Raw genomic sequence first — 18399 nt, 5'->3', positions numbered from 1 at the left:
GCCATGAGCGCCGAAGAAGCCCAGCAAGAGCTCGTCGAAGAGTTCGAGATGTTCGACAACTGGATGGATCGCTACCAGTACATTATTGACATGGGAAAGCAGCTACCGGCGTTTCCCGAGGCGTGGAAGGTCGAGGAGTACAAGATTCAGGGGTGTCAGTCCAACGTCTGGATGAACCACGAAGAGCAGGACGGCCGGCTGACGTTTTATGCCACCTCGGATGCGGCGATTGTGTCGGGGCTGATTGCGGTACTCCTGCGCATCTACAGCGAGCGCAGCGCGGACGAAATTCGCGCCGCCGAGCCGCACTTTCTTGCCGACCTGGGGCTGGACAAGCACCTTTCGCCCACCCGCAGCAACGGCTTGAATGCCATGTTGCAGCGGATTTTCCGCGTGGCCGACGCCGCCGGCTGAATGTTGTGACCTGCCGGCGATGGCCCGCCGCCTCAAGGAGCGATCGAAACCATGCCCGAACGCAGGGAAAGCCCGGCAGCGCAGCGTAACCGCGAGCCGATTCTGGCGGTGTTGCGCGAGCATCTACCGTCTCGGGCCCGGGTGCTGGAGCTTGCCAGCGGCAGTGGCGAACACGGCGTGCATTTTGCCCGCGCCATGCCCGGCTGGCGATGGCAGCCCAGCGATACCGCCGACTCGGCGCTTGCCTCCATCGCAGCCTGGCGTCGGCACGAGCACCAGGCAGGGCGGGGCGACAACCTGCTGGCCCCGGTGGCGCTGGACGTTACCGCCGGCTGGCCTGAAACATGGCAGGGCACCGAGTTCGATGCCGTGGTCGCTCTCAACCTGATCCATATTTCGCCCTGGCACCTGACCACCGCGCTGATGCAACAGGCCGGTGACCACCTTGGCGAGGGCGGCGTACTCTTTCTTTACGGCCCTTACCGGCGCGACGGCCGGCACACCTCGGCCAGCAACGAAGCGTTCGACCGGGATCTGCAAGCGCGCAACCCGGCCTGGGGTATACGCGATCTGGAAAAGGTCGAGGCCGAAGCGGCCGCCAACGGCCTGATACGGGAAGCCATCGTGGACATGCCGGCCAACAACCTCAGTGTGATTTTTCGCCGCCGCACCGGGCAGACGGGCTAATCCTCGCGCCGGCGCGGCCGAAAGTGTTCGTCAAGCTCGGGGTCTTCGCGGCAGAGGGTTTCGCTGGGGCCGCCGGGGACCGGATCAATCCCGCCGTCGCTGCCCGGGTGGCAGCGGCCGATGCGCCGGATCGCCATCAGTCCGCCTCTTGCCGGCCCGTGAACCTGCAGGGCCTCGACCGTATAGGCACTGCAGCTGGGCCAGAACCGGCAGCGCGGCCCCAGCAGCGGGCTGATGACCCACTGATAAACACGCACCACCGCGATCATGACGCCGGCCAGGCAGCGGCGCAGCAGACGTATCACGTTTTACTTCCGTAAAGACTGGCCGGATCAACCTGCGGGGCCTGGTTGATCTGTGGGGCCGTGGTGATATCCACGTAGAAGCAGCTGCGCCGACCGCTGTGGCAGGCTGCCCCGGTTTGCTCTACCTGCAAGAGCAGAGTATCGCCATCGCAGTCCAGAGCCGCGGCTTTCAGCCGCTGCTGCTGGCCGGAAGACTCCCCCTTGCGCCAGAGCTTGCCCCGGGAACGCGAAAAATAGCAGACCCGACCGGTAGACAGCGTTTCTTCCAGCGCTTCGCGGTTCATCCACGCCATCATCAGCACCTCGCCGCTGTCGTGCTGCTGGGCAATGGCGGGAATCAGGCCGTCGGCGTTGAAGCCAACGGCATCCAACACCTCGACGGCGGCGGGCAGCGTATCGTCGGGCAGGGCGCCTTCGAGGCGCTTGAACAGCGTGCTGACCGGATCGGACGCAAAATGGGGCATGATGCGGGCTCGCTCTGAAAGATCGGTAGTAGCAGGATTGGTAGTAGAAAAATCGGTAGTAGAAAAATCGGTAGTAGAAAGACCGATAGAAGCATCGGTGACAGGGCGCATCGTCGTCCGGGCTGCTCTTATACCGAACGGCGAGCGGCGGGTGTCACCAGCTCACTCTGGCGGGCAAAGTGTCGCTGTGCAAACGCTACGCGTTCGGCCGGCGGCAGGTTGTTCGGCTGCTCCTCGATCAGATCCAGGCGGCGGCGTAGTCCTTCGCCGTTGGTCATCTGGATAGCCAGCCCCGGGCGGGCGTTGAGTTCCAGCAGCATCGGACCGTGTTCCCGATCCAGCACCATGTCGGTCCCCAGATAGCCCAGCCCGGTCATTTCGTAACAGCTGGCGGCAAGGTTCAGCAGGGTGTCCCACTGCGGCACCACCAGGCTGGCCAGATCATGGCGGGTATCGGGGTGCCGTTGGCAGGGGCGATCAAACTGCACGCCGCGCAGAGCGTGGCCGCTGGCCATGTCGATCCCCACGCCCACGGCCCCCTGGTGAAGATTGGCCTTGCCGTCGGAGGCGGCGGTAGACAGCCGCATCATTGCCATGACCGGATAGCCTTTGAACACGATGACGCGAATATCCGGCACGCCTTCGTGGGTATAGGCCATCATGCTGTCTTCAAAGTTGATCAGCGTTTCCACCACTGCCACGTCGGGGGAACCGCCCAGCGAATACAGCCCTGAGAGGATATTGGACACATGCCGCTGAATATCCGCAAGTGTCAGGCGCGCGCCGCTGGGCTTGGCAAAGCCGCCGTCATCCGCCTTGTCGACGACCAGAATCCCCTTGCCGCCGCTGCCCTTGGCCGGCTTGACCACGAAGCCGGCATGCCTCGGCAACATCGAGGCTATCCGTTTGACGCCAAACTGCGTCCTGACCGTCCCGATGAGCGCCGGGGTGGTGATGTCGTGGGTCTGGGCCAGCAGCTTGGTTTGCAGCTTGTCATCCACCAGCGGATACAGGCGGCGATCGTTGTAGCGGCCGATGTAATAGATATTACGCCGGTTCATCCCGATGATGCCCTTGGCCTTCAGCCGCGACGGCCGCGTCCAGTTGTTCAGCCAGTTCATGTATCCGGCTCGTCATCAGTGATTGGCTTGAAGCGACGCAGCTCTAAAAGCCGGTAGCCGGTATAGTTGCCCAGCAGCAGAATCAACGCCATCAGGATCAGCTGCACGCCCAGAAAGTTGAAGGTGATATGGCGCACCAGCGGGTTATTCATGGCCAGATACACGATGACCGCGGTCATCAGGCTGCCGCCGCCCTGGATCAGCACTTCTCTGGGGCCTTCCTCTTCCCAGAGAATCGACATGCGCTCGATGGTCCAGGACAGAATGATCATGGGGAAGAAGGTAATGGTCAGCCCGGCGTTGAGCCCCATGCGATAGGCGATCACCGAAAATACCGAGATAATCGCGATCACCGTAATAATCACCGCCGACACCCGGGCCACCAGCAGCAGATTGAGATACGACAGATAGTTACGGATGACCAGCCCCACGGCCACGATCAGCAGAAAGCCCAGCAACCCGGTCACCAGCGAGGTCTGGATAAACGCCAGCGCGATCAGTACCGGCATGAAGGTGCCCGACGTCTTGATCCCGATAAGCACACGCAGCAGCACGACCACCAGCGCCCCGATGGGGATCAGCAGGATGGTCTGAAACAGCGCCTGCTCTTCAAGCGGCAGGCTGTGAATGGAGAAATTCAGCAGGGTGTCGTCGGACCCGTGGTTGCGCACCGCGGCGGCCGCCGGCTGCGAATGCGTGAGCATGGAAAAGGTCACGCGCGAGTTGCTGCCGCCCTCTACCTCGAGCACTGCCTGGCCGCCGGCTTCCCAGAGCAGGAAGTTATCGGGCTTGCCGCGCTCGCCGGTTTCCGGATTGAACAGCCACTGTTGGCTTTCGTCCTGGCTGAACACCTGCAGCCAAGGGCTCAGGGTTTGCCGGCGGCGGCCATCCTTGAGTACCAGGCCGCTGACCACGCGCGCCTTGACGTCGGCCTGGTGCAAAAGCCGCACGATCAGCTCGGTGGCATCAAACCGGGTCAGCAACAGCCGGGCGTTTTCTCCCTGCTGTTCGCCGTTGACGTCGCGGATCAGCTCCCGGGCAAAGGTGGCGTTATCCGCGCTGCGCTGCCAGGCACGTTCGATTATCTGGCTGGCAGCGGTTTCGTAGGGGCGCTCCCAGGCGGTGGCGGATGCCAGTTCGGGCGGTGGTTGCGCCTCGGCCCGGGCTTGAGGGGCCACCAGCAGCTGCGCCGAATAGTACAGCTGCTGTTCGCCGGTCGCTTCCCGGGTGGTCCAGTTGGCTCGGCGGCCGAACCTGTCGGCCTGATACGCCAGGCCATAGCCCGACGACGCGGTGTTTTCCGTCAGGACGCGAAATCCCTGCTGCTGCGACGGCAGGGCAAAATCCACCGATACGGGCCCTTCGTCGGCGTTATAGGTGATCATGGCCTCGACTTCCCAGACCTGACGCTGTTCGCCGGGTAGCCAGGGAATCTCGAACTGAAAGTGGCGATGCGCCGTCATGGCAACGCCGGCAATCAGCAGAATACCCACGATCAAATAAAACGGTAGCCGTGACATGCAGGATCCTTGCGGTAGAAAACCCGGGAATAACGTCGCCTCTTAAGCGTTGCAAGCAAGAGTTGCTAGCGTGAGTTGCGAGTAAAAGCTGCGATTAAAAGCTGCGATTAAAAGCTGCGATCAAGAGTTACGAGTCAGAAGTTACGAGCTGCCCTCATTCTCACCGGACGTATTATCGTCGGGTGACTCGTCATTGCTGGATGAGTCGTCACTGTCGGGCGAGTCGTCATCGTCGCGGGCAAAGGAAGGGCGGTCGTGGATGTAGCGCTGCGCGACGTCCACCAGGGCAATATCCAGCAGGAAGCGCCGTCCCAGAAGGACCGGGTAGTCCAGATGCGAGCGATCATTCAGGGTGAAATCGACCTTTTGCCGAATCGGCCCCAGGGTGGTTAGCAGGGAAATAACCGGGCGGGTTTCCTTGCCGGAGGCCTGAATAATGCGCACCTTGCGCTCGACGGGCGCTTCGATCCAGGCGTCGCGCCGGGCATCCACGACCTCATCGTCGTCCTGCAGCGCCAGCTTGAAGCGGACCCAGTCATCGCCGTCGCGTTCAAAGGCGGTAATCTCCTGCGCCGACAGCGAAGCGGTTTTGGCCCCCGAGTCGATACGCGCCTGAAGGTAGGTTTCGAGTTTGGGCAGTCCCACCCATTCGCTGCGGCCCAGCAATGTCTTGGTGCCCAGGATGTCATCGGCCTTGCAGGCCTTGTCGACGACTACCTGCTTGTCGTCGCGGTCCTCCTGGCGCGATGCCATATCGCTGCGCAGGCCCCGTAAAAGGCTGCCCACTTCGCGGACATCGGCGGTCAGATCCTGCTGATGGCGACGCTGACGCTGGAGAACCTCGGCGGGGTCGCACTGACTCGCGAGCCGATCCTCCAGCCCGTTGATGCGCGCCTCGAAAGCGGGTTGAGTCAACGGAGGCGGCGCCTGAGTATCGGTCTGCACCAGAGAGCAGCCGGCAAGCGCGAGCGACGCGGCCAGGCCGATGAAGCCGTAGCGCATAGAGATGCATCCTTGAGACGTAGGAAGAAAGGATAATAAGGACAACGGGGTCCTGTTGTCCATCCATGCGCGCCGGGTATCGGCAATATGCGCGCTTTGTGCACGTTTCCCGATAACACTACAGGACAACGATTATCGGGAAGCCAATACTGTATCCAGAGCATTATTTAACATAATATATATTATGCGAAGAAGTAACCGGGAAGGCACTGCAACGGCTTTGAAGGAATAGCTGCCTGAGATATGCGCGATCAAGCCCCGCACAACGGCGAGGCTTGCGTATTGCCGGACGTCTCCGGCTTTCGAGCGCAGCGGCGTGTACCATCAGCCCAAACATGAAACCGTGTTGAGAATTACTCCCCGGCCGGCGCGTAGGAGCCGTCTTCGCGGTGGACTTCGGTGCCCGTCAGACCCGGCGTGAACACACAGGCCAGGTGCATGGTTTTGGATGCGCGCAGCAGGTGCTCGTCGTGCTGGTCGAGGATATAGATATCGCCCGGCTTGATCGGCCAAACCTTGCCGTCCGCGAGGGTTTCGACTTCCCCTTCGCCTTCGATGCAATACACGGCTTCAAAGTGGTTCTTGTAGTGAATATGGGTTTCGGTGCCTTCGAAGATCCGTGTGATGTGGAAGGAACACTGGCCGCCATCATCGGCCAGCGACAGGCGGGTGCTGTCCCAGTTGCCGTTTTCCGCGGTGACCTTGCGGTCGGTATTGCGTGCTTCGTCAAGGTTACGAACGATCATGAAAGACTCCTGCAAAAAAGACGGCCCGCTTGTCGGGCCGTCGGATCATTGATTAGCAAGCTGATGGTATCAGCGTTACGCCCGTGGGCAAGCTTTGTTGCCGGGCGCTCGATGCGCTATCAGCCGCCAATAACGTGTTTTACCGCCGCTTCGAGGATATCCAGGCCTTTTTGCAGCTCTTCATCGGTGATGGTCAGCGGGCACAGGCACTTGACGACTTCGCCGTCCTGGCCGCTGGTTTCGATGATCAGGCCATGCTCGAAGGCCTTGCCGCTGATGGCATCGGCAATATCGCCGGTTTCCACGTCAAGGCCGCGCATCATGCCGCGGCCGCGTTCACTGGCCGGCATACCCGCGTCGGTCAGCATGGAAGCCAGCTTCTGGAAGCGCTCTTCCACGATGCCGCCCTTGCGCTGAACGTCCCTGGCCAGGGCGTCGTCGGACCAGTAATGCTTGAGCGCCGCCGTCGCCGTGACCATCGCGTAGCTGAAGCCGCGGAAGGTGCCGTTGTACTGGCCGGGCTGCCACTGGTCCAGCTCCGGACGCATGAGGACATGGGAAAACGGCAGCCCCAGGCCGGAGAGCGACTTGGAGTTGGTAACCATGTCGGGTACGACATTGGCATGCTCAAAGCTGAAGAACTTGCCGGTACGTCCGCAACCCGCCTGGATGTCGTCGACAATCAGCAGGATATCGTGGGCGTGGCAAATACCTTCGAGCCGCTTGAGCCAGTCAAGGCCGGCCACGTTGATGCCGCCCTCGCCCTGTACGGTTTCGACAATAACCGCCGCCGGAAGATCGAGACCGCCGGATTTGTCGCCCAGCAGCTTTTCGAAGTAATCCAGCGTATCGGTGGCTTCGCCCATGTAGCCGTCGTAGGGTACGAAGCTGCCGCCAACCGTGGGAACGCCGCCGGTGTTTTCGCGGAACTTGCGATTACCGGTGGGAGCCAGCGCGCCCATGGTGACGCCGTGGAAGCCGTTGGTGAAACCGACGATGTTATGACGCTGCTTGACCTTGCGCGCCAGACGAATCGCCGCCTCGACCGCGTTGGTACCGGTGGGCCCCGGCAGCTGAATCTTGTAGTTCAGGTTACGCGGCTTGAGGATCAGCTCTTCCAGCGTCTTGAAGTAGTCGCGCTTGGCGTTGGTCCACATGTCAAGACCGTGAACAACCCCGTCGGTGGCAATGTAGTCCATCAACGCCTGTTTCAGGTGCGGGTTGTTATGGCCGTAGTTCAACGTGCCGGCACCGGCGAGAAAGTCAATGTATTCATTGCCGTTTTCATCGGTCAGGCGGGCGCCCTGCGCCTTGTTGAAGACGACCGGAAAAGAGCGTGAATAGGTACGGACATTCGATTCCATCCGTTCAAAAATCTCGGTCTGCATGAGCGACCTCCTTTTATGGATCGTGATCCAGTGTAAATCGTATTCCGGACAAAAAACAAAGCCGGAGCGATGACGCCCTGGTGCCCTCGGCTAGATGGCTGCGGTCTGGAAGGGGCCGATGCGTACCAGGTTTTCCGGGTCGTGCTCGCCTCCCAGCTGCTCCGTGGAAAAGTATTCCCGGCTGTTGAGCGGTGCCTGCCAGCGGGCGGCAAGTCGGCGGAACAATCCCCATGATGCCAGATTGTCCGGGGTAATCGTGGTTTCCAGGTGGTGCACGTCCTCGAGTTCCGGCCGCGTCATGATGGCCTCGACCAGCCGGCGCGCGAGCCCCGTGCCGCGGGCCTTTTCGCCCACCGCAACCTGCCAGAGAAAGTAGGTATCCGGGGCGTTGTCCTTGACGTAGCCGGACACAAAACCCACGACTTCACCCTCTTCGTTGGTGGCTACGGCGCAGGTATCACGAAATTGGGTCGCCAGCAAAAGGTAGGCATAGCCGGAGTTCACGTCCAGCGGCGGACATGACTTGATCAGCTCGTAGATACCCCATCCGTCTTCGGCATTGGATTTGCGGATAAACAGCGGCATTTCCGCGCGCCCGACCACGGCATCGGCCACCGTGGGCCTGACGAGATCGGCGGAGGGAGTAAACGGCTGTATGGGTCTGTTCATTGGCATGCTTCGCTGTTGCGATGTCGGACCGATGGTACCAGCAGCCCGAAATGAGTTCAAAAACCCCGGCATTCACCGCCGGGTATCTATAACTTTATCGTATAGTGGCGAGGCGCCACGCGGGCGCTTGCGCTGCGTTACCGAACGGACTCGGCTCAGCGACGGTCCGGGGTACGCAGGGTGACAAACTCTTCGGCCCCGGTGGGATGGATGCCCACGGTGCGGTCGAAGTCGGCCTTGGTCAGACCGGCGCGCACGGCAATGGCAATGCCCTGGATCAGCTCGCCGGCGTCGTCCCCCACCATGTGCGCGCCGAGCACCACATCGCTGGCATCATCCACGACCAGCTTCATCAGCGTGCGTTCCTGGCTGCCGGAGAGCGTATGCTGCATGGCGCGGAAATCGGTGCGATAGACGCGGATGCTGCCGTGCTGCTCCCTGGCGGCCTCTTCGGAGAGTCCCACGGTCCCGATATTGGGATGGCAGAAAACCGCCGTGGGAATACGCGAATAGTCCAGCGGTTCCGGTGGCTCCGGGGTAAAGTGAAGGCCCGTCAGCTGCATCGCTTCCGCCAGCGCGACCGGCGTCAACTCGGGGCCGTCGATCAGATCTCCCAGCGCGAGTATCGACGGCACCGCGGTTTCAAAGCGCTCGTTGACCGGAATCTTGCCCTGGGCATCCAGGGTAATTCCCAGCGTATCCAGCCCCAGGCCTTCCACGTTGGCGCGGCGGCCGGTTGCCGAAAGCACGGCGTCGACTTCCAGCGTTTTGCCGTCGGTGAAGGTGACGCGGTAGCCGTTCGAGCCCTTGTCGATGCGGCTGATATGCGTATTGAAATGCAGGTGGGTGCCCTTGCGTTCCATCTCGTCCCGGGTGAACTCGCGGACCTCATCATCGAAACCGCGGAGAAACAGATCCCGCCGGTAGATCAGGTGGGTCTCGCTGCCCAGTCCGTTGAAGATGCTGGCAAATTCCACGGCAATATAGCCGCCGCCGAGGACCAGAAAACGCTCGGGAAAGCGGTCCAGATCGAAGACTTGATTGGAATCCACCACGTGTTCCGCCCCGGGAAAATCCGGGACCCAGGGCCAGCCGCCGGTGGCCACCAGGATTTTTTCCGCCGTGATGTGCTGCTCGCCCTGGTCACTGAACAGCGTCAGGCTGTGCGCGCCGTCGACTTTGGCCCGGGCATTGCACAGGGTGACGCCGGCGTTTTCGAGCAGACGCTGATAAATTCCGTTGAGCCGTTTGATCTCGCCTTTCTTGTTTTCCCGCAGCGTGCTCCAGTTGAACCTCGCGGGGGCGTCGAGCTCCCAGCCAAACCCTTCGGCGTCGTCGAAGGTGTCGTGAAAGTGGGCGGCGTACGAATACAGCTTCTTGGGCACACAGCCGACGTTGACGCAGGTACCGCCCAGGTAGCGATCTTCGGCAATGCCCACGCGGGCGCCCTGAGCGGCCGCCGTGCGGGCTGCACGGACGCCGCCGGAGCCGGCGCCGATAACAAAAAGGTCATACTCATAGGATGCTGCGTCTGCCATTATATGCTCCTGTGCAATGTGCCTCGGCCGTTACGCCAGCAGCGCCCGTGACTGGCGTCACGCGATTTAACCCGGGGCATTGGCGCGCCGGGAAAAGCGCTGAAGGCCGATCCTGACCGGGTTGTTTCGGCCTTGGCCGGCGTTTTTCAACCTTCTTTTTTCAGCTCTCTTTCAACTTTTCCTGTAACCCTTTCCTGTAATCTTTTTTCCTGTAATCCTTTTTCCTGTAACCCTTATTCACCCTGTCTTGCCACCGCTTACCAACCGAGAGACCCATGCCTGACTCGCTGAATCATCTGCTGGAAAACAATCGTCAATGGGCCGAGCAAATTCGTGAGGAAGACCCCGACTACTTTGCCCGCCTGTCGCGTCAGCAAAACCCCGACTATATGTGGATCGGCTGTTCGGACAGCCGCGTTCCGGCCAACCAGATTATCGCCCTGCCGCCGGGGGAAGTCTTCGTTCACCGCAACGTGGCCAACCTGCTCAACCACACCGACATGAACGCCCTGTCCGTGGTGCAATTTGCCGTGGACGTGCTCAGGGTCAAGCATATCCTCGTGGTCGGGCACTACGGCTGCGGCGGTATCGGCGCGGCCATCGAGGGCGGTGAATGTGGCGTGGTGGATTTCTGGCTGCACTCGGTGCGCGAGCTGTACAACCTGCACCGCAGCTCGCTGGATCACCTGCCGATCAACGAACAGATCGATCGCATGTGCGAGCTCAACGTCAAGGCCCAGGTCAAGAGCCTGTGCCGCACCAAGATTCTCCAGCGCGCCTGGCAGCGCGGCCAGGATGTCGCCGTGCACGGCTGGGTCTACGGGCTTGGCGATGGCCTGGTGAAAAACCTCGACTGCACCGTTTCGGGGCTCGACCAGGTGGAAACCCTTTACCGCATTGACCGCCTGACGCCCGGCGACTGACCGGACCGCCGCCTTCTAGCCCGCGGGGCAGCTGACGCCGGTGCCCTTGAGGCCGCAATAGCCGTCGGGGTTTTGCGCCAGATATTGCTGGTGGTAACCCTCGGCGTAGTAAAACTGCTCCAGCGGGCGAATCTCGGTGGTAATGTCACCGCGCCCGGCCTGCGTCAGCGAGGCCTGAAACGCCGTGGCGCTCTGTTCGGCCGCCTGGCGCTGGGCGCCGGTGGTCGTCAATATCAGCGAGCGATATTGCGGGCCGATATCGTTGCCCTGGCGGTTGCCCTGGGTCGGGTCGTGGTTTTCCCAGAAAATCCGCAGCAGCGCCTCGACGTCAACGGTCGTCGGATCGTAGACAACCTGTACCACTTCGGCATGGCCGGTACGTCCGGTGCAGGTTTCCTCGTAAGTGGGGTTGGGCGTGTCACCGCCGGCATAGCCGGCGGCCGTCACGTAGACGCCGGGAAGCTGCCAGAATAGCTGTTCCACGCCCCAGAAGCAGCCCATCCCCAGCACGATGACCGCATGCCCCTCGGGAAACGGCGGGTGCAGCGAGGCACCGCTGACCCGGTGTGTGGCGCTGGTGCTGATGGGGGCATCGCGGCCCCTGAGTGCGCCGGCAAAGAGTGTCATAACGCTCTCCTTTGTTCCGATATGGCAACCTGGTTCAGGTATAAGAACCTGATTCGGGTATGGCAACTTGTCGAGGGTAACGGCTGCAAGCCTCAATCTCCGGGGTCGAGTATGGCCGGGTTGCCGTCGCGGCTGAATTGGTAAATCAAATCCACGGCCTGATTGGCGCCCGATACGGCCTGGAGGTACAGATCCCGCAGCAGCGTGTAGCGCAGCGTCAGCTCGGCGATGGGCGAGAAAATCCCCACGCCGTAGCTGACCTTGAGCTTGTCGTTGATCTGCCCGCTGACAGCGACCTGGCTATCGTCACCGGAGCCGGCAGTATCCAGGGTGAGATTGTCGATGCCGAAGGCTTCGCCCACCGAACCCACGGCGCCGCCGGCACGCCCCAGCGACATGCCGATCAGTGCGGTGGTCAGGGCGCTGTCGACGCCGTCTCCCGAAGCGTCCGGCGCCCGTCCGCGCAGCAGGTACGACAGCGACCGGGTTTCGTCCATGGCCGGCTCGGAGAAAATCGCGATATCCGGCTCGGCGGCAATGCCGGTCACCCTGACGCCGGCAATCACATCATCCTCGGTCACTTCGGGATTGCGAATCGCCTCGAAGTCCAGCGCCGGCAGCCCCGGCGGCCCGCTGAAGTAGATCTTGCCGCGGCGGATTACCAGGTCCTGACCGAAAGCCTGAAAGCGCCCGTCTTCCAGGTTGACATCACCGAACAGCTGCAGCCCGCCGCTGTTCTGACGGACATCCAGCGAGCCGCCCAGCCCCGAAGTCAGGCCATAGGCGTCGAGCTGCATGTCACGGCCCAGGTTGATGCTGATACGCACATCCATGGCCATGCCGCCGCTTTCGAGCTCGTCGGCGGCGCTGGGCGTATCGGCGGCGGCCTGCTGGCGTTCACGGCGCTCGGCCTCGCGGTCATCCTGCTCGGTAATGATAACTTCATCCGCGCTGGGCGACGTGGCCGATTTGGGAATATCGCCCACTTCCAGCCGCGCCCAGGGCACGTCCACCTTACCCCGGACCTTCAGCCGTTCGGGATTGGCTCGCACGCGGATATCCGGCGCGGCTTCCAGACGCCCGAAGGCGGGCAGCGTGACCAGCAGCGGCGATTCGGCGTCGAGATCCACATCGGCCCGCCAGTCGGCGTCGGCGGGCCAGGCGGCATCGCCGCTGATCGCCAGGCGGCCGCGCTCGGCCTCGACAAAGCCGTCGATGCGGCCGCGTTCACCGTTGAATGACACCTCGACCTGGCCGTCGGGCACCGTTACGGGAATATCCGGCCCGGCCAGGTTCAGGTCGTTCAGCGCGATATTGCCGTTCAGGTCGGGCTTTTGCGTTGAGCCGGCGAGGTTCACATCGCCCTCCAGACGCCCGGCAAGGTCGGACATGCCCACTACCAGCGGCTTGTACGGCGCCAGTGCGATATCGTTGATGGCCAGATTGCCGTCCAGGGTGCCGGTATCCAGCGGGTCGTCCACGGCGACGTTAAGCGTTGCATCGCCGGCGTCGTCCAGCGCCAGTGTTACATCGGCATCGGCGCGACGGGGATCGGCGCCGAGCTTTGCCTCGAGGCTGATCGGCGGCAGCGCGACCGGCTGGCCAAAGTTGTTGAGTGCCGTCACGTTGAGATTGCTGTTGACGTCGCCTTCGGCCTGCCAGCTGTCGCCGCCTTCGGACCAGGACGCCGCGAGATCGGCCGTGGTATCTCCCTCGAGCTTCCAGCCCTCGGGGAGAAACGGCTCGACGGCTTCCATGGGGACCTCGCGCAGCGCCAGGGCCGCTTCGCCCTGCTGCGCCGACGCCTTGACCGCCTGGTCGGCGCACAGGGCGCCGCCCTGCTCCCGGCGCAGGCAAAAAGGCGTCAGCGCGAGTTCACCGGCATCCAGCCGATAGCGAATATCCAGCGGCGATGCCAGGCGAATATCGCCGGCGCCGCTATCGACTTCCAGCGGTGAAAGCGTGGCGTCGTAGCGTTTTTGTTTCTGATGCAGGCCGCCATCCAGTGCCAGGTTGGCCCGCGTCAGCGTATCGTTGTCCGCCTCGCCGTCGGCTTCGAGGGTCAGCCGGTGCTGTGAAAGCTTGCCGTCGAGATCCAGAGTGACGCTATCCAGCGACTGGCCGCCGGCTTCAATCCCGGAGAGCTCGAGGCCGACATCCAGAGCCGGATCGTCAATGCCGCTTACGTCGGCGTCCAGGCGCAGCTTGCTCAGCGTATTGCCGGCAACATCCAGGCCGTCGCCATTGAGCTCGGCCTGAAGCCGGGGCGCCTGAAAACGCCCGCGAGCCTGGATATCGCCGGTGAGGTTGCCGCTCAGCTGCGGGGCGATGCTGCCCAGCTCGCGCAGGTCGATATCGGCGTCCAGGTCAATAGCGTCCTCGCTGACGTGGCCGCTCGCGGTCAGCCGATTGTTGCCCTGAGCGAAGGCCAGCCGGTTGATGTCGAGGTTGAGGTTGCTGTCGGCGTCAAGTGCGGCGTCCAGCGATAGCGGATAGCCCTGAAGCTCGCCGCTGAGCTCCACGCCGGGCACTTGAACGGCCCACTGGTCATCCAGCTGGCGCAGATTGAACTCGGCGTTGCCGTTGAGCCGGCCTTCCAGCGACTCGACAAAACGCCCGGGATCGATGTCATCGAGCGTCAGGGTTGCCCCGGCCTGGAACGGCGCCTGCCATTGTACCCGGCCCTGGCTGGACAACTGGCCGTCACCGCTGCTGACCGACAACGGCTGCCACGCAAAGTGGGTAATATCGCCGCTGCCGGTCAGCGAAACGCGGGTAGCGGGAAGCGTCGGCCCTTGCGCCTGGAAGTCCAGCCGTGCCTCGTAGCCTTCGAGATCGCCGCCGGCTTCGAGATCCAGCGAGCGTAGCCGGTACGCCGCCGTTTCAGCGGGCGCTGCGGCTGTCGCCGGCTCAGCTGCAGGCTGGCGCTCTTCCGGCGACGCGACGCGCGTAGCGGCATCGGCATTGACCGCGGTGCTTTCGGCCAGTGCGACGGCATCCCCCGGCGGCAGCGGCCACTGCAGGGCGTCGCTTTGCAGGCGCAGTTTGAACGGCAGCGTCGGGGCCAGCAGATTGGCGCTGGCGGTTAATCGGGCGTCGACCGCTCCGCTGGCGTTGAGCTCGGCGTGGAGATCATCGGCCGCGCCGGACAGCGCCAGGGTGAGCTCCTCGCCACTGAGTTCGGGCATCAGCTCGGGCAGAAACAGCACCACTTTCAGGTTGGCCGATAGCGGCCAGGCCTGGCTCAAAGTGGTATCGGCATCCAGCCGCGCGCTGGCATCCGGGGTCACCAGGTTGAACTGCGTCAGGGTGACGCGATCCGCCTTGCCTTCGAGCCCCAATCGCAGTTTGTTGACCGTATAGCTTGCCGCCCCGCTAAGGACGAAATCGTTGACGGCCAGCGATTTCAGCTTGACGTTGAGCGGCAGCCGGATTGTCGGAAGCTCCACCGGCTCGCGGGCCGCCAGCTGCTCATCCAGAGGCACGGGGTCTTCCGCCTGCGTATCCGGCTCTTCGGGCTCAGGCGCATGCAGGGCAATGGCGGCATCGATCCCCTCGGCGAACAGCGGCGTCTCCAGATCCTGGGTGAGGCGCACGCCGGGGCTGGGGGGTAAATACAGGCGCGGCTGATCCAGCTGCGTGGGCTCAACGGTTACGCGGCTATCAGCGGCGTTAACGGCGGTGGAAAAGTGCGCCCAGCTCAGCCGGGTGCCGTCGCCCAGCTGGAGGCTGACGTTATCCAGCCGCAGCTCGCGCAGCGCCACGGGAAACGGCAGCGTGATGTTGCCGCCTGAAGCGTCGGCATCTTCCGGCTCCGGCGGGGAGTCTGCCGGCTCGCCGGACGGTGACAGACGAATATCGGCGTCCGCCAGCGTGAGCTTGTCCACGCAGAGTTTGCCGGACAGCAGGCAGTCGTCCGCCCAGGCCAGCTCGAACTCGCCGATGCGAGCCTGGATGCCCGGCACATTCACCGCCAGCCCCTGGAGATGGAAATCATCCAGCAGGCCGCCCGAATGCTGCTCCACGCTGACGAGATCATGTTTTTCCGCCTGGGACAGCAGAAAGCCGGTACCGAAAGGCGCCAGTGCAAGCCCCAGTACCAGCATGATCAGGGCCAGCAACCACAGCGGCAGCCAGAACAGCAGGCGCAATACGGCCCAGGTCAAGCCGCCGAGCCGCTGCCGGCCGCTCATCCGGCGGCGTCCGGACGGCGTGGGTCGAGTGTTGGGCACGGGCGTCTCCTAGAATTCGGGACCGATGGAAAAGTGCAGCCGCCAATCGTCGTCGTCATCGTCGAACGGGTGCGCCACGTCGAGGCGAATGGGACCCACCGGCGACACCCAGCGTACGCCCAGCCCGGCGCCGGTGTTCAGCTCATCGGGCCCCCAGCTGTCAAAGGCATCGCCGGTATCCACAAAGGCCGCGCCCCACCAGTTGCCGGTGACGTTGCGCTGATACTCGGCGGTTGCGGTGAGCATCTGCTGGCCGCCCCGCAGCTTGCCGTCGTCGTTGCGCGGCGCCAGGCTTTCGTAGGAGTAGCCGCGCACGCTGTTGTCGCCGCCGGCGAAAAAGCGCAGCGATGGCGGAATCGTGTCGAAGTCATCGGTGCTGATGGCGCCCACACTGATCCCCCCGACGAAGCGGTTTTTCTCGCCCAGGGTACGGATCCACTGGGTATCGCCGGTCAGGCGGAAAAACGACGCGTCCGACCCCCAGGCGGTATCCGAGTATTCCAGCGACAGCTGCTGGCGGTCTCCCCAGACGGGAAAGCGCTGCTGCCGGGTGCGGGTACGCGTCCACTGGATGCCCGGGTAGTAGATAAAGACCTTGTCGCTCTCCCCGCCCTGGGTAAAATCTTCGTAGGTTGTCCGCACGTACACCGACTGCACCCAGTCGTTGTCGAATTTCCAGCGCCGCGCCAGTTCGACCGTGCCCTCCAGCGAGTGGGTGTCGCCGTCGTCAAGGTTCTTGATGCCGTACTGCAGCCGATAGCTGTCGCGTAGCGGGTCTTCCAGCGGCACGGTATAGGTGCCCGAAAAGCGCTGCTCGGGAGCCGACACGTACAGGTCGTGGTCCAGGCTGTGGCCGTAGCGATTGATCCAGGGCTGATCCCAGCTGAAGCGCATGCGCGGCCCCACGTCGGTAGCAAAGCCGACGCCGGTTTCAAACTGATGGCGCTCGGCCGGTTTAACGGCCACATCAATGGGCAGCCGGGTGTGGTTCTGCCGGTATAGGCGCATGGTGCTTTGCAGCGCCTCGCGTTCCAGCTGCGGGGCCTTGCCCCGGCTCTCTTGAGGTGCGTCCGTATTTTGCCCAGTAGCGCTCTGCCACCAGCCGTTGCGGCTGCCTGACGACGACTGGATCAGCTGCTGAACGCTGTCAAGCCGCGGGCGTACCATCACCGAGCGGAACCAGCCGGTTTCCGCCAGCCGCTGGTTATATTCGGCGACCGAGCGGGCCAGATACGGTTCACCGTTGTCAAAGGGGCGCATGGCCTGTAGCCGCGACGGTTGGATATGACTGCCGCTGATCACGGCATCACCGAAGCGGTAGCGCTGGCCACTGTCAAACGCCAGATAGAGTCGCGCACTCTGCTGATAGGGGCGCACCTCCATGCGCTTGCGGTCAAAGCGCCAGTCAAAGTAGCCGCGTTCCAGCGCCGAGCCGGAGAGCTTGCCCCGCAGCGAATCCCAGGGCGGATGGCGCAGCGGATCGCCCTCCTCCAGGGGAAAGTCCTCGATCGCCTGGATAAAGGGCTCATCCTGGCGGGCGTCGCCGGCCAGGCTAATGTCGAGCGTTTCGATATGCACCCGTTCGCCGGGCTCGACGCTGATGGCCACGCTTTTGTCTGCCGTTTGCGCGCCCTCGTCAGCGTCGGTTTCCTCGCTTTCAGCGTCTTCAGCGTCTTCAGCGTCTTCAGCGTCTTCGATGGTAACCGTGACGCTGATATCGGGCCGGTAATAGCCGTAGACGCGCATGGCCTCGCCGGCGCGGCTCTTGACCTCGTTTTTCAGGCGGGGCGCGGTATATTCGGCGCCATCGAGGTTTTCCAGGTAGGCCTGGATATTGGCCTCGACCCGGTCTTCAACGCCGTCGACCGAGACGTCAATCCCCCATGCCAGCGAGGCGGCGCCCAGCAGCGGCAGCGCGGCCAGGCACGCATGTCGGCGTGTTCCGGTTATGGGGGCTGGTATCCGTGGGCGACTTCCCGGTTGATAGCGTCCCCGGTGGTGGTTGTCCATCGCGTGTATCCTGATCCGTCGAGGGCGTATCGGTTAACGCAGCATTTCCAGCTGCGCGCTGAGGGCCAGCTGTGCCTGTCGCAGCTGGCGCAAATCGTCGTCCAGTTTGGCGTTTTTACGTGCCAGCGCCTCAAGCGTTTGGCTCAGCGCGGCGTAGCGTTTTTCGTTCGCTGCGGTATCGCGGTCGGCACGCCGGTCGACGCTTTTTTCGAGCCGGGCGACGTCATCGTCGAGCGCCGCGTGCTGCGTCTTGGCGGTGTCTTCCAGCGAGTCCAGCGACGCGCTCAGCGCAGACAGCCGGGCATCGCGCATGCTCGCGGTCTGTTGCTGCGCCTCGATCTGCTCCAGCAGCGTGTCGATGGCTTCTGCCGATACCCGGTCTTCGCTGGCGGGTATCATGCTCATGAGCTCCTCGCGGGTAGCGTTGAAGCGCATGGCGAGCTGTTCCTGTTCCTGAAACAGCGTACTGACCTGAGCTTGTACCAGGGTTATCTTGTCTTGTACAGCGTTGTCACCCGAATCCAGACGGGCGTGCATGTTGGAGATCTCGCCGCCCACGCGCTCCAGCTCGCTGCGAAGCTGTTCACGTTCCAGCCAGAATCCCGCCGCCAGCGCGGCGATGGCGACCATCAACGCCAGAATCAGCAGCCATAGCGGCCATAGCCGGGGTTTGACCGGCTGGCGCAGGCGCTGTGCATCAAGGCTTTGATCAACGTCGGGCACTATGCGCGACGCTGCAGCGGATTCAGACAT

Annotated in this window: 16 protein-coding genes; 3 read left to right on the top strand and 13 right to left on the bottom strand. The window is 63.0% G+C overall.

The window, feature by feature from the left end:
• The first annotated feature begins 3 nt into the window (after positions 1-3).
• Both C793_RS0107745 and C793_RS0107740 read left to right on the top strand, forming a co-directional pair.
• Positions 4-414, top strand: a complete 411-nt coding sequence (locus C793_RS0107745; protein WP_017430369.1) for a SufE family protein — start codon at positions 4-6, stop codon at positions 412-414.
• 51 nt (positions 415-465) lie between these two features.
• A complete protein-coding gene (locus C793_RS0107740) occupies positions 466-1101 on the top strand; it encodes a DUF938 domain-containing protein (protein ID WP_017430368.1) in 636 nt (211 codons plus the stop codon).
• Here C793_RS0107740 and yidD read toward each other — a convergent pair.
• The 9 genes from yidD to gorA all read right to left on the bottom strand — a co-directional run bounded on the left by yidD (position 1098) and on the right by gorA (position 9854).
• Positions 1098-1370 (bottom strand): membrane protein insertion efficiency factor YidD, encoded by a 273-nt coding sequence (gene yidD / locus C793_RS13665; RefSeq protein ID WP_051038355.1) that lies wholly within the window; start codon positions 1368-1370, stop codon positions 1098-1100. The genes C793_RS0107740 and yidD overlap by 4 nt on opposite strands.
• A 32-nt stretch (positions 1371-1402) precedes the next feature.
• The gene (hisI, locus tag C793_RS0107730; RefSeq protein ID WP_017430366.1) at positions 1403-1870 is read right to left on the bottom strand and encodes a phosphoribosyl-AMP cyclohydrolase; all 468 of its coding nucleotides are present in this window, start codon (positions 1868-1870) and stop codon (positions 1403-1405) included.
• A 128-nt stretch (positions 1871-1998) separates the two neighbouring features.
• The gene (locus tag C793_RS0107725; protein WP_017430365.1) at positions 1999-2991 is read right to left on the bottom strand and encodes an alpha-L-glutamate ligase-like protein; all 993 of its coding nucleotides are present in this window, start codon (positions 2989-2991) and stop codon (positions 1999-2001) included.
• Positions 2988-4511: an inactive transglutaminase family protein gene (locus C793_RS0107720; RefSeq protein ID WP_017430364.1), complete on the bottom strand. Its 1524-nt coding sequence runs from the start codon at positions 4509-4511 to the stop codon at positions 2988-2990. The genes C793_RS0107725 and C793_RS0107720 overlap by 4 nt, the downstream gene beginning before the upstream one ends.
• A 141-nt stretch (positions 4512-4652) precedes the next feature.
• Positions 4653-5513 (bottom strand): putative ATP-dependent zinc protease, encoded by an 861-nt coding sequence (locus C793_RS0107715; RefSeq protein ID WP_017430363.1) that lies wholly within the window; start codon positions 5511-5513, stop codon positions 4653-4655.
• A gap of 353 nt (positions 5514-5866) precedes the next feature.
• Positions 5867-6259, bottom strand: a complete 393-nt coding sequence (locus tag C793_RS0107710) for an ectoine synthase (protein WP_017430362.1) — start codon at positions 6257-6259, stop codon at positions 5867-5869.
• 119 nt (positions 6260-6378) lie between these two features.
• Positions 6379-7647, bottom strand: coding sequence for a diaminobutyrate--2-oxoglutarate transaminase (gene ectB, locus C793_RS0107705; RefSeq protein ID WP_017430361.1), 1269 nt, complete (start codon positions 7645-7647; stop codon positions 6379-6381).
• A gap of 90 nt (positions 7648-7737) precedes the next feature.
• Entirely contained in the window at positions 7738-8316 is a 579-nt protein-coding gene (gene ectA, locus C793_RS0107700; protein ID WP_017430360.1) for a diaminobutyrate acetyltransferase, read from the bottom strand.
• Between the two features lie 155 nt (positions 8317-8471).
• Positions 8472-9854 carry a glutathione-disulfide reductase gene (gorA, locus tag C793_RS0107695; protein ID WP_017430359.1) on the bottom strand — a complete coding sequence of 461 codons (1383 nt, stop codon included), beginning with the start codon at positions 9852-9854 and terminating at the stop codon, positions 8472-8474.
• Between the two features lie 275 nt (positions 9855-10129).
• Between gorA and can the strand changes: the two genes are divergently transcribed.
• Positions 10130-10777: a carbonate dehydratase gene (gene can / locus C793_RS0107685; protein ID WP_017430357.1), complete on the top strand. Its 648-nt coding sequence runs from the start codon at positions 10130-10132 to the stop codon at positions 10775-10777.
• A 15-nt stretch (positions 10778-10792) separates the two neighbouring features.
• Here can and msrA read toward each other — a convergent pair whose 3' ends face one another.
• The 4 genes from msrA to C793_RS0107665 all read right to left on the bottom strand — a co-directional run bounded on the left by msrA (position 10793) and on the right by C793_RS0107665 (position 18399).
• A complete protein-coding gene (gene msrA, locus C793_RS0107680) occupies positions 10793-11404 on the bottom strand; it encodes a peptide-methionine (S)-S-oxide reductase MsrA (RefSeq protein WP_017430356.1) in 612 nt (203 codons plus the stop codon).
• 92 nt (positions 11405-11496) lie between these two features.
• Positions 11497-15636, bottom strand: coding sequence for an autotransporter assembly complex protein TamB (tamB, locus tag C793_RS0107675; RefSeq protein WP_026106177.1), 4140 nt, complete (start codon positions 15634-15636; stop codon positions 11497-11499).
• A 9-nt stretch (positions 15637-15645) separates the two neighbouring features.
• Complete coding sequence (gene tamA, locus C793_RS0107670) at positions 15646-17646, bottom strand: autotransporter assembly complex protein TamA (RefSeq protein WP_017430354.1); 2001 nt, start codon at positions 17644-17646, stop codon at positions 15646-15648.
• Between the two features lie 33 nt (positions 17647-17679).
• The gene (locus C793_RS0107665) at positions 17680-18399 is read right to left on the bottom strand and encodes a hypothetical protein (RefSeq protein WP_017430353.1); all 720 of its coding nucleotides are present in this window, start codon (positions 18397-18399) and stop codon (positions 17680-17682) included.

The organism is Vreelandella jeotgali Hwa (assembly GCF_000334215.1).
Lineage (GTDB): Bacteria > Pseudomonadota > Gammaproteobacteria > Pseudomonadales > Halomonadaceae > Vreelandella > Vreelandella jeotgali.
This window is presented reverse-complemented; position numbering and strand designations above follow the sequence as displayed.

Bases quoted from the DNA above. Each gene is read 5' to 3' on its own strand.
- C793_RS0107745 (WP_017430369.1), top strand. From the start codon at position 4: ATGAGCGCCGAAGAAGCCCAGCAAGAGCTCGTCGAAGAGTTCGAGATG.
- C793_RS0107740 (WP_017430368.1), top strand. From the start codon at position 466: ATGCCCGAACGCAGGGAAAGCCCGGCAGCGCAGCGTAACCGCGAGCCG.
- yidD (WP_051038355.1), bottom strand. From the start codon at position 1,370: ATGATCGCGGTGGTGCGTGTTTATCAGTGGGTCATCAGCCCGCTGCTG.
- hisI (WP_017430366.1), bottom strand. From the start codon at position 1,870: ATGCCCCATTTTGCGTCCGATCCGGTCAGCACGCTGTTCAAGCGCCTC.
- C793_RS0107725 (WP_017430365.1), bottom strand. From the start codon at position 2,991: ATGAACTGGCTGAACAACTGGACGCGGCCGTCGCGGCTGAAGGCCAAG.
- C793_RS0107720 (WP_017430364.1), bottom strand. From the start codon at position 4,511: ATGTCACGGCTACCGTTTTATTTGATCGTGGGTATTCTGCTGATTGCC.
- C793_RS0107715 (WP_017430363.1), bottom strand. From the start codon at position 5,513: ATGCGCTACGGCTTCATCGGCCTGGCCGCGTCGCTCGCGCTTGCCGGC.
- C793_RS0107710 (WP_017430362.1), bottom strand. From the start codon at position 6,259: ATGATCGTTCGTAACCTTGACGAAGCACGCAATACCGACCGCAAGGTC.
- ectB (WP_017430361.1), bottom strand. From the start codon at position 7,647: ATGCAGACCGAGATTTTTGAACGGATGGAATCGAATGTCCGTACCTAT.
- ectA (WP_017430360.1), bottom strand. From the start codon at position 8,316: ATGAACAGACCCATACAGCCGTTTACTCCCTCCGCCGATCTCGTCAGG.
- gorA (WP_017430359.1), bottom strand. From the start codon at position 9,854: ATGGCAGACGCAGCATCCTATGAGTATGACCTTTTTGTTATCGGCGCC.
- can (WP_017430357.1), top strand. From the start codon at position 10,130: ATGCCTGACTCGCTGAATCATCTGCTGGAAAACAATCGTCAATGGGCC.
- msrA (WP_017430356.1), bottom strand. From the start codon at position 11,404: ATGACACTCTTTGCCGGCGCACTCAGGGGCCGCGATGCCCCCATCAGC.
- tamA (WP_017430354.1), bottom strand. From the start codon at position 17,646: ATGGACAACCACCACCGGGGACGCTATCAACCGGGAAGTCGCCCACGG.
- C793_RS0107665 (WP_017430353.1), bottom strand. From the start codon at position 18,399: ATGTCTGAATCCGCTGCAGCGTCGCGCATAGTGCCCGACGTTGATCAA.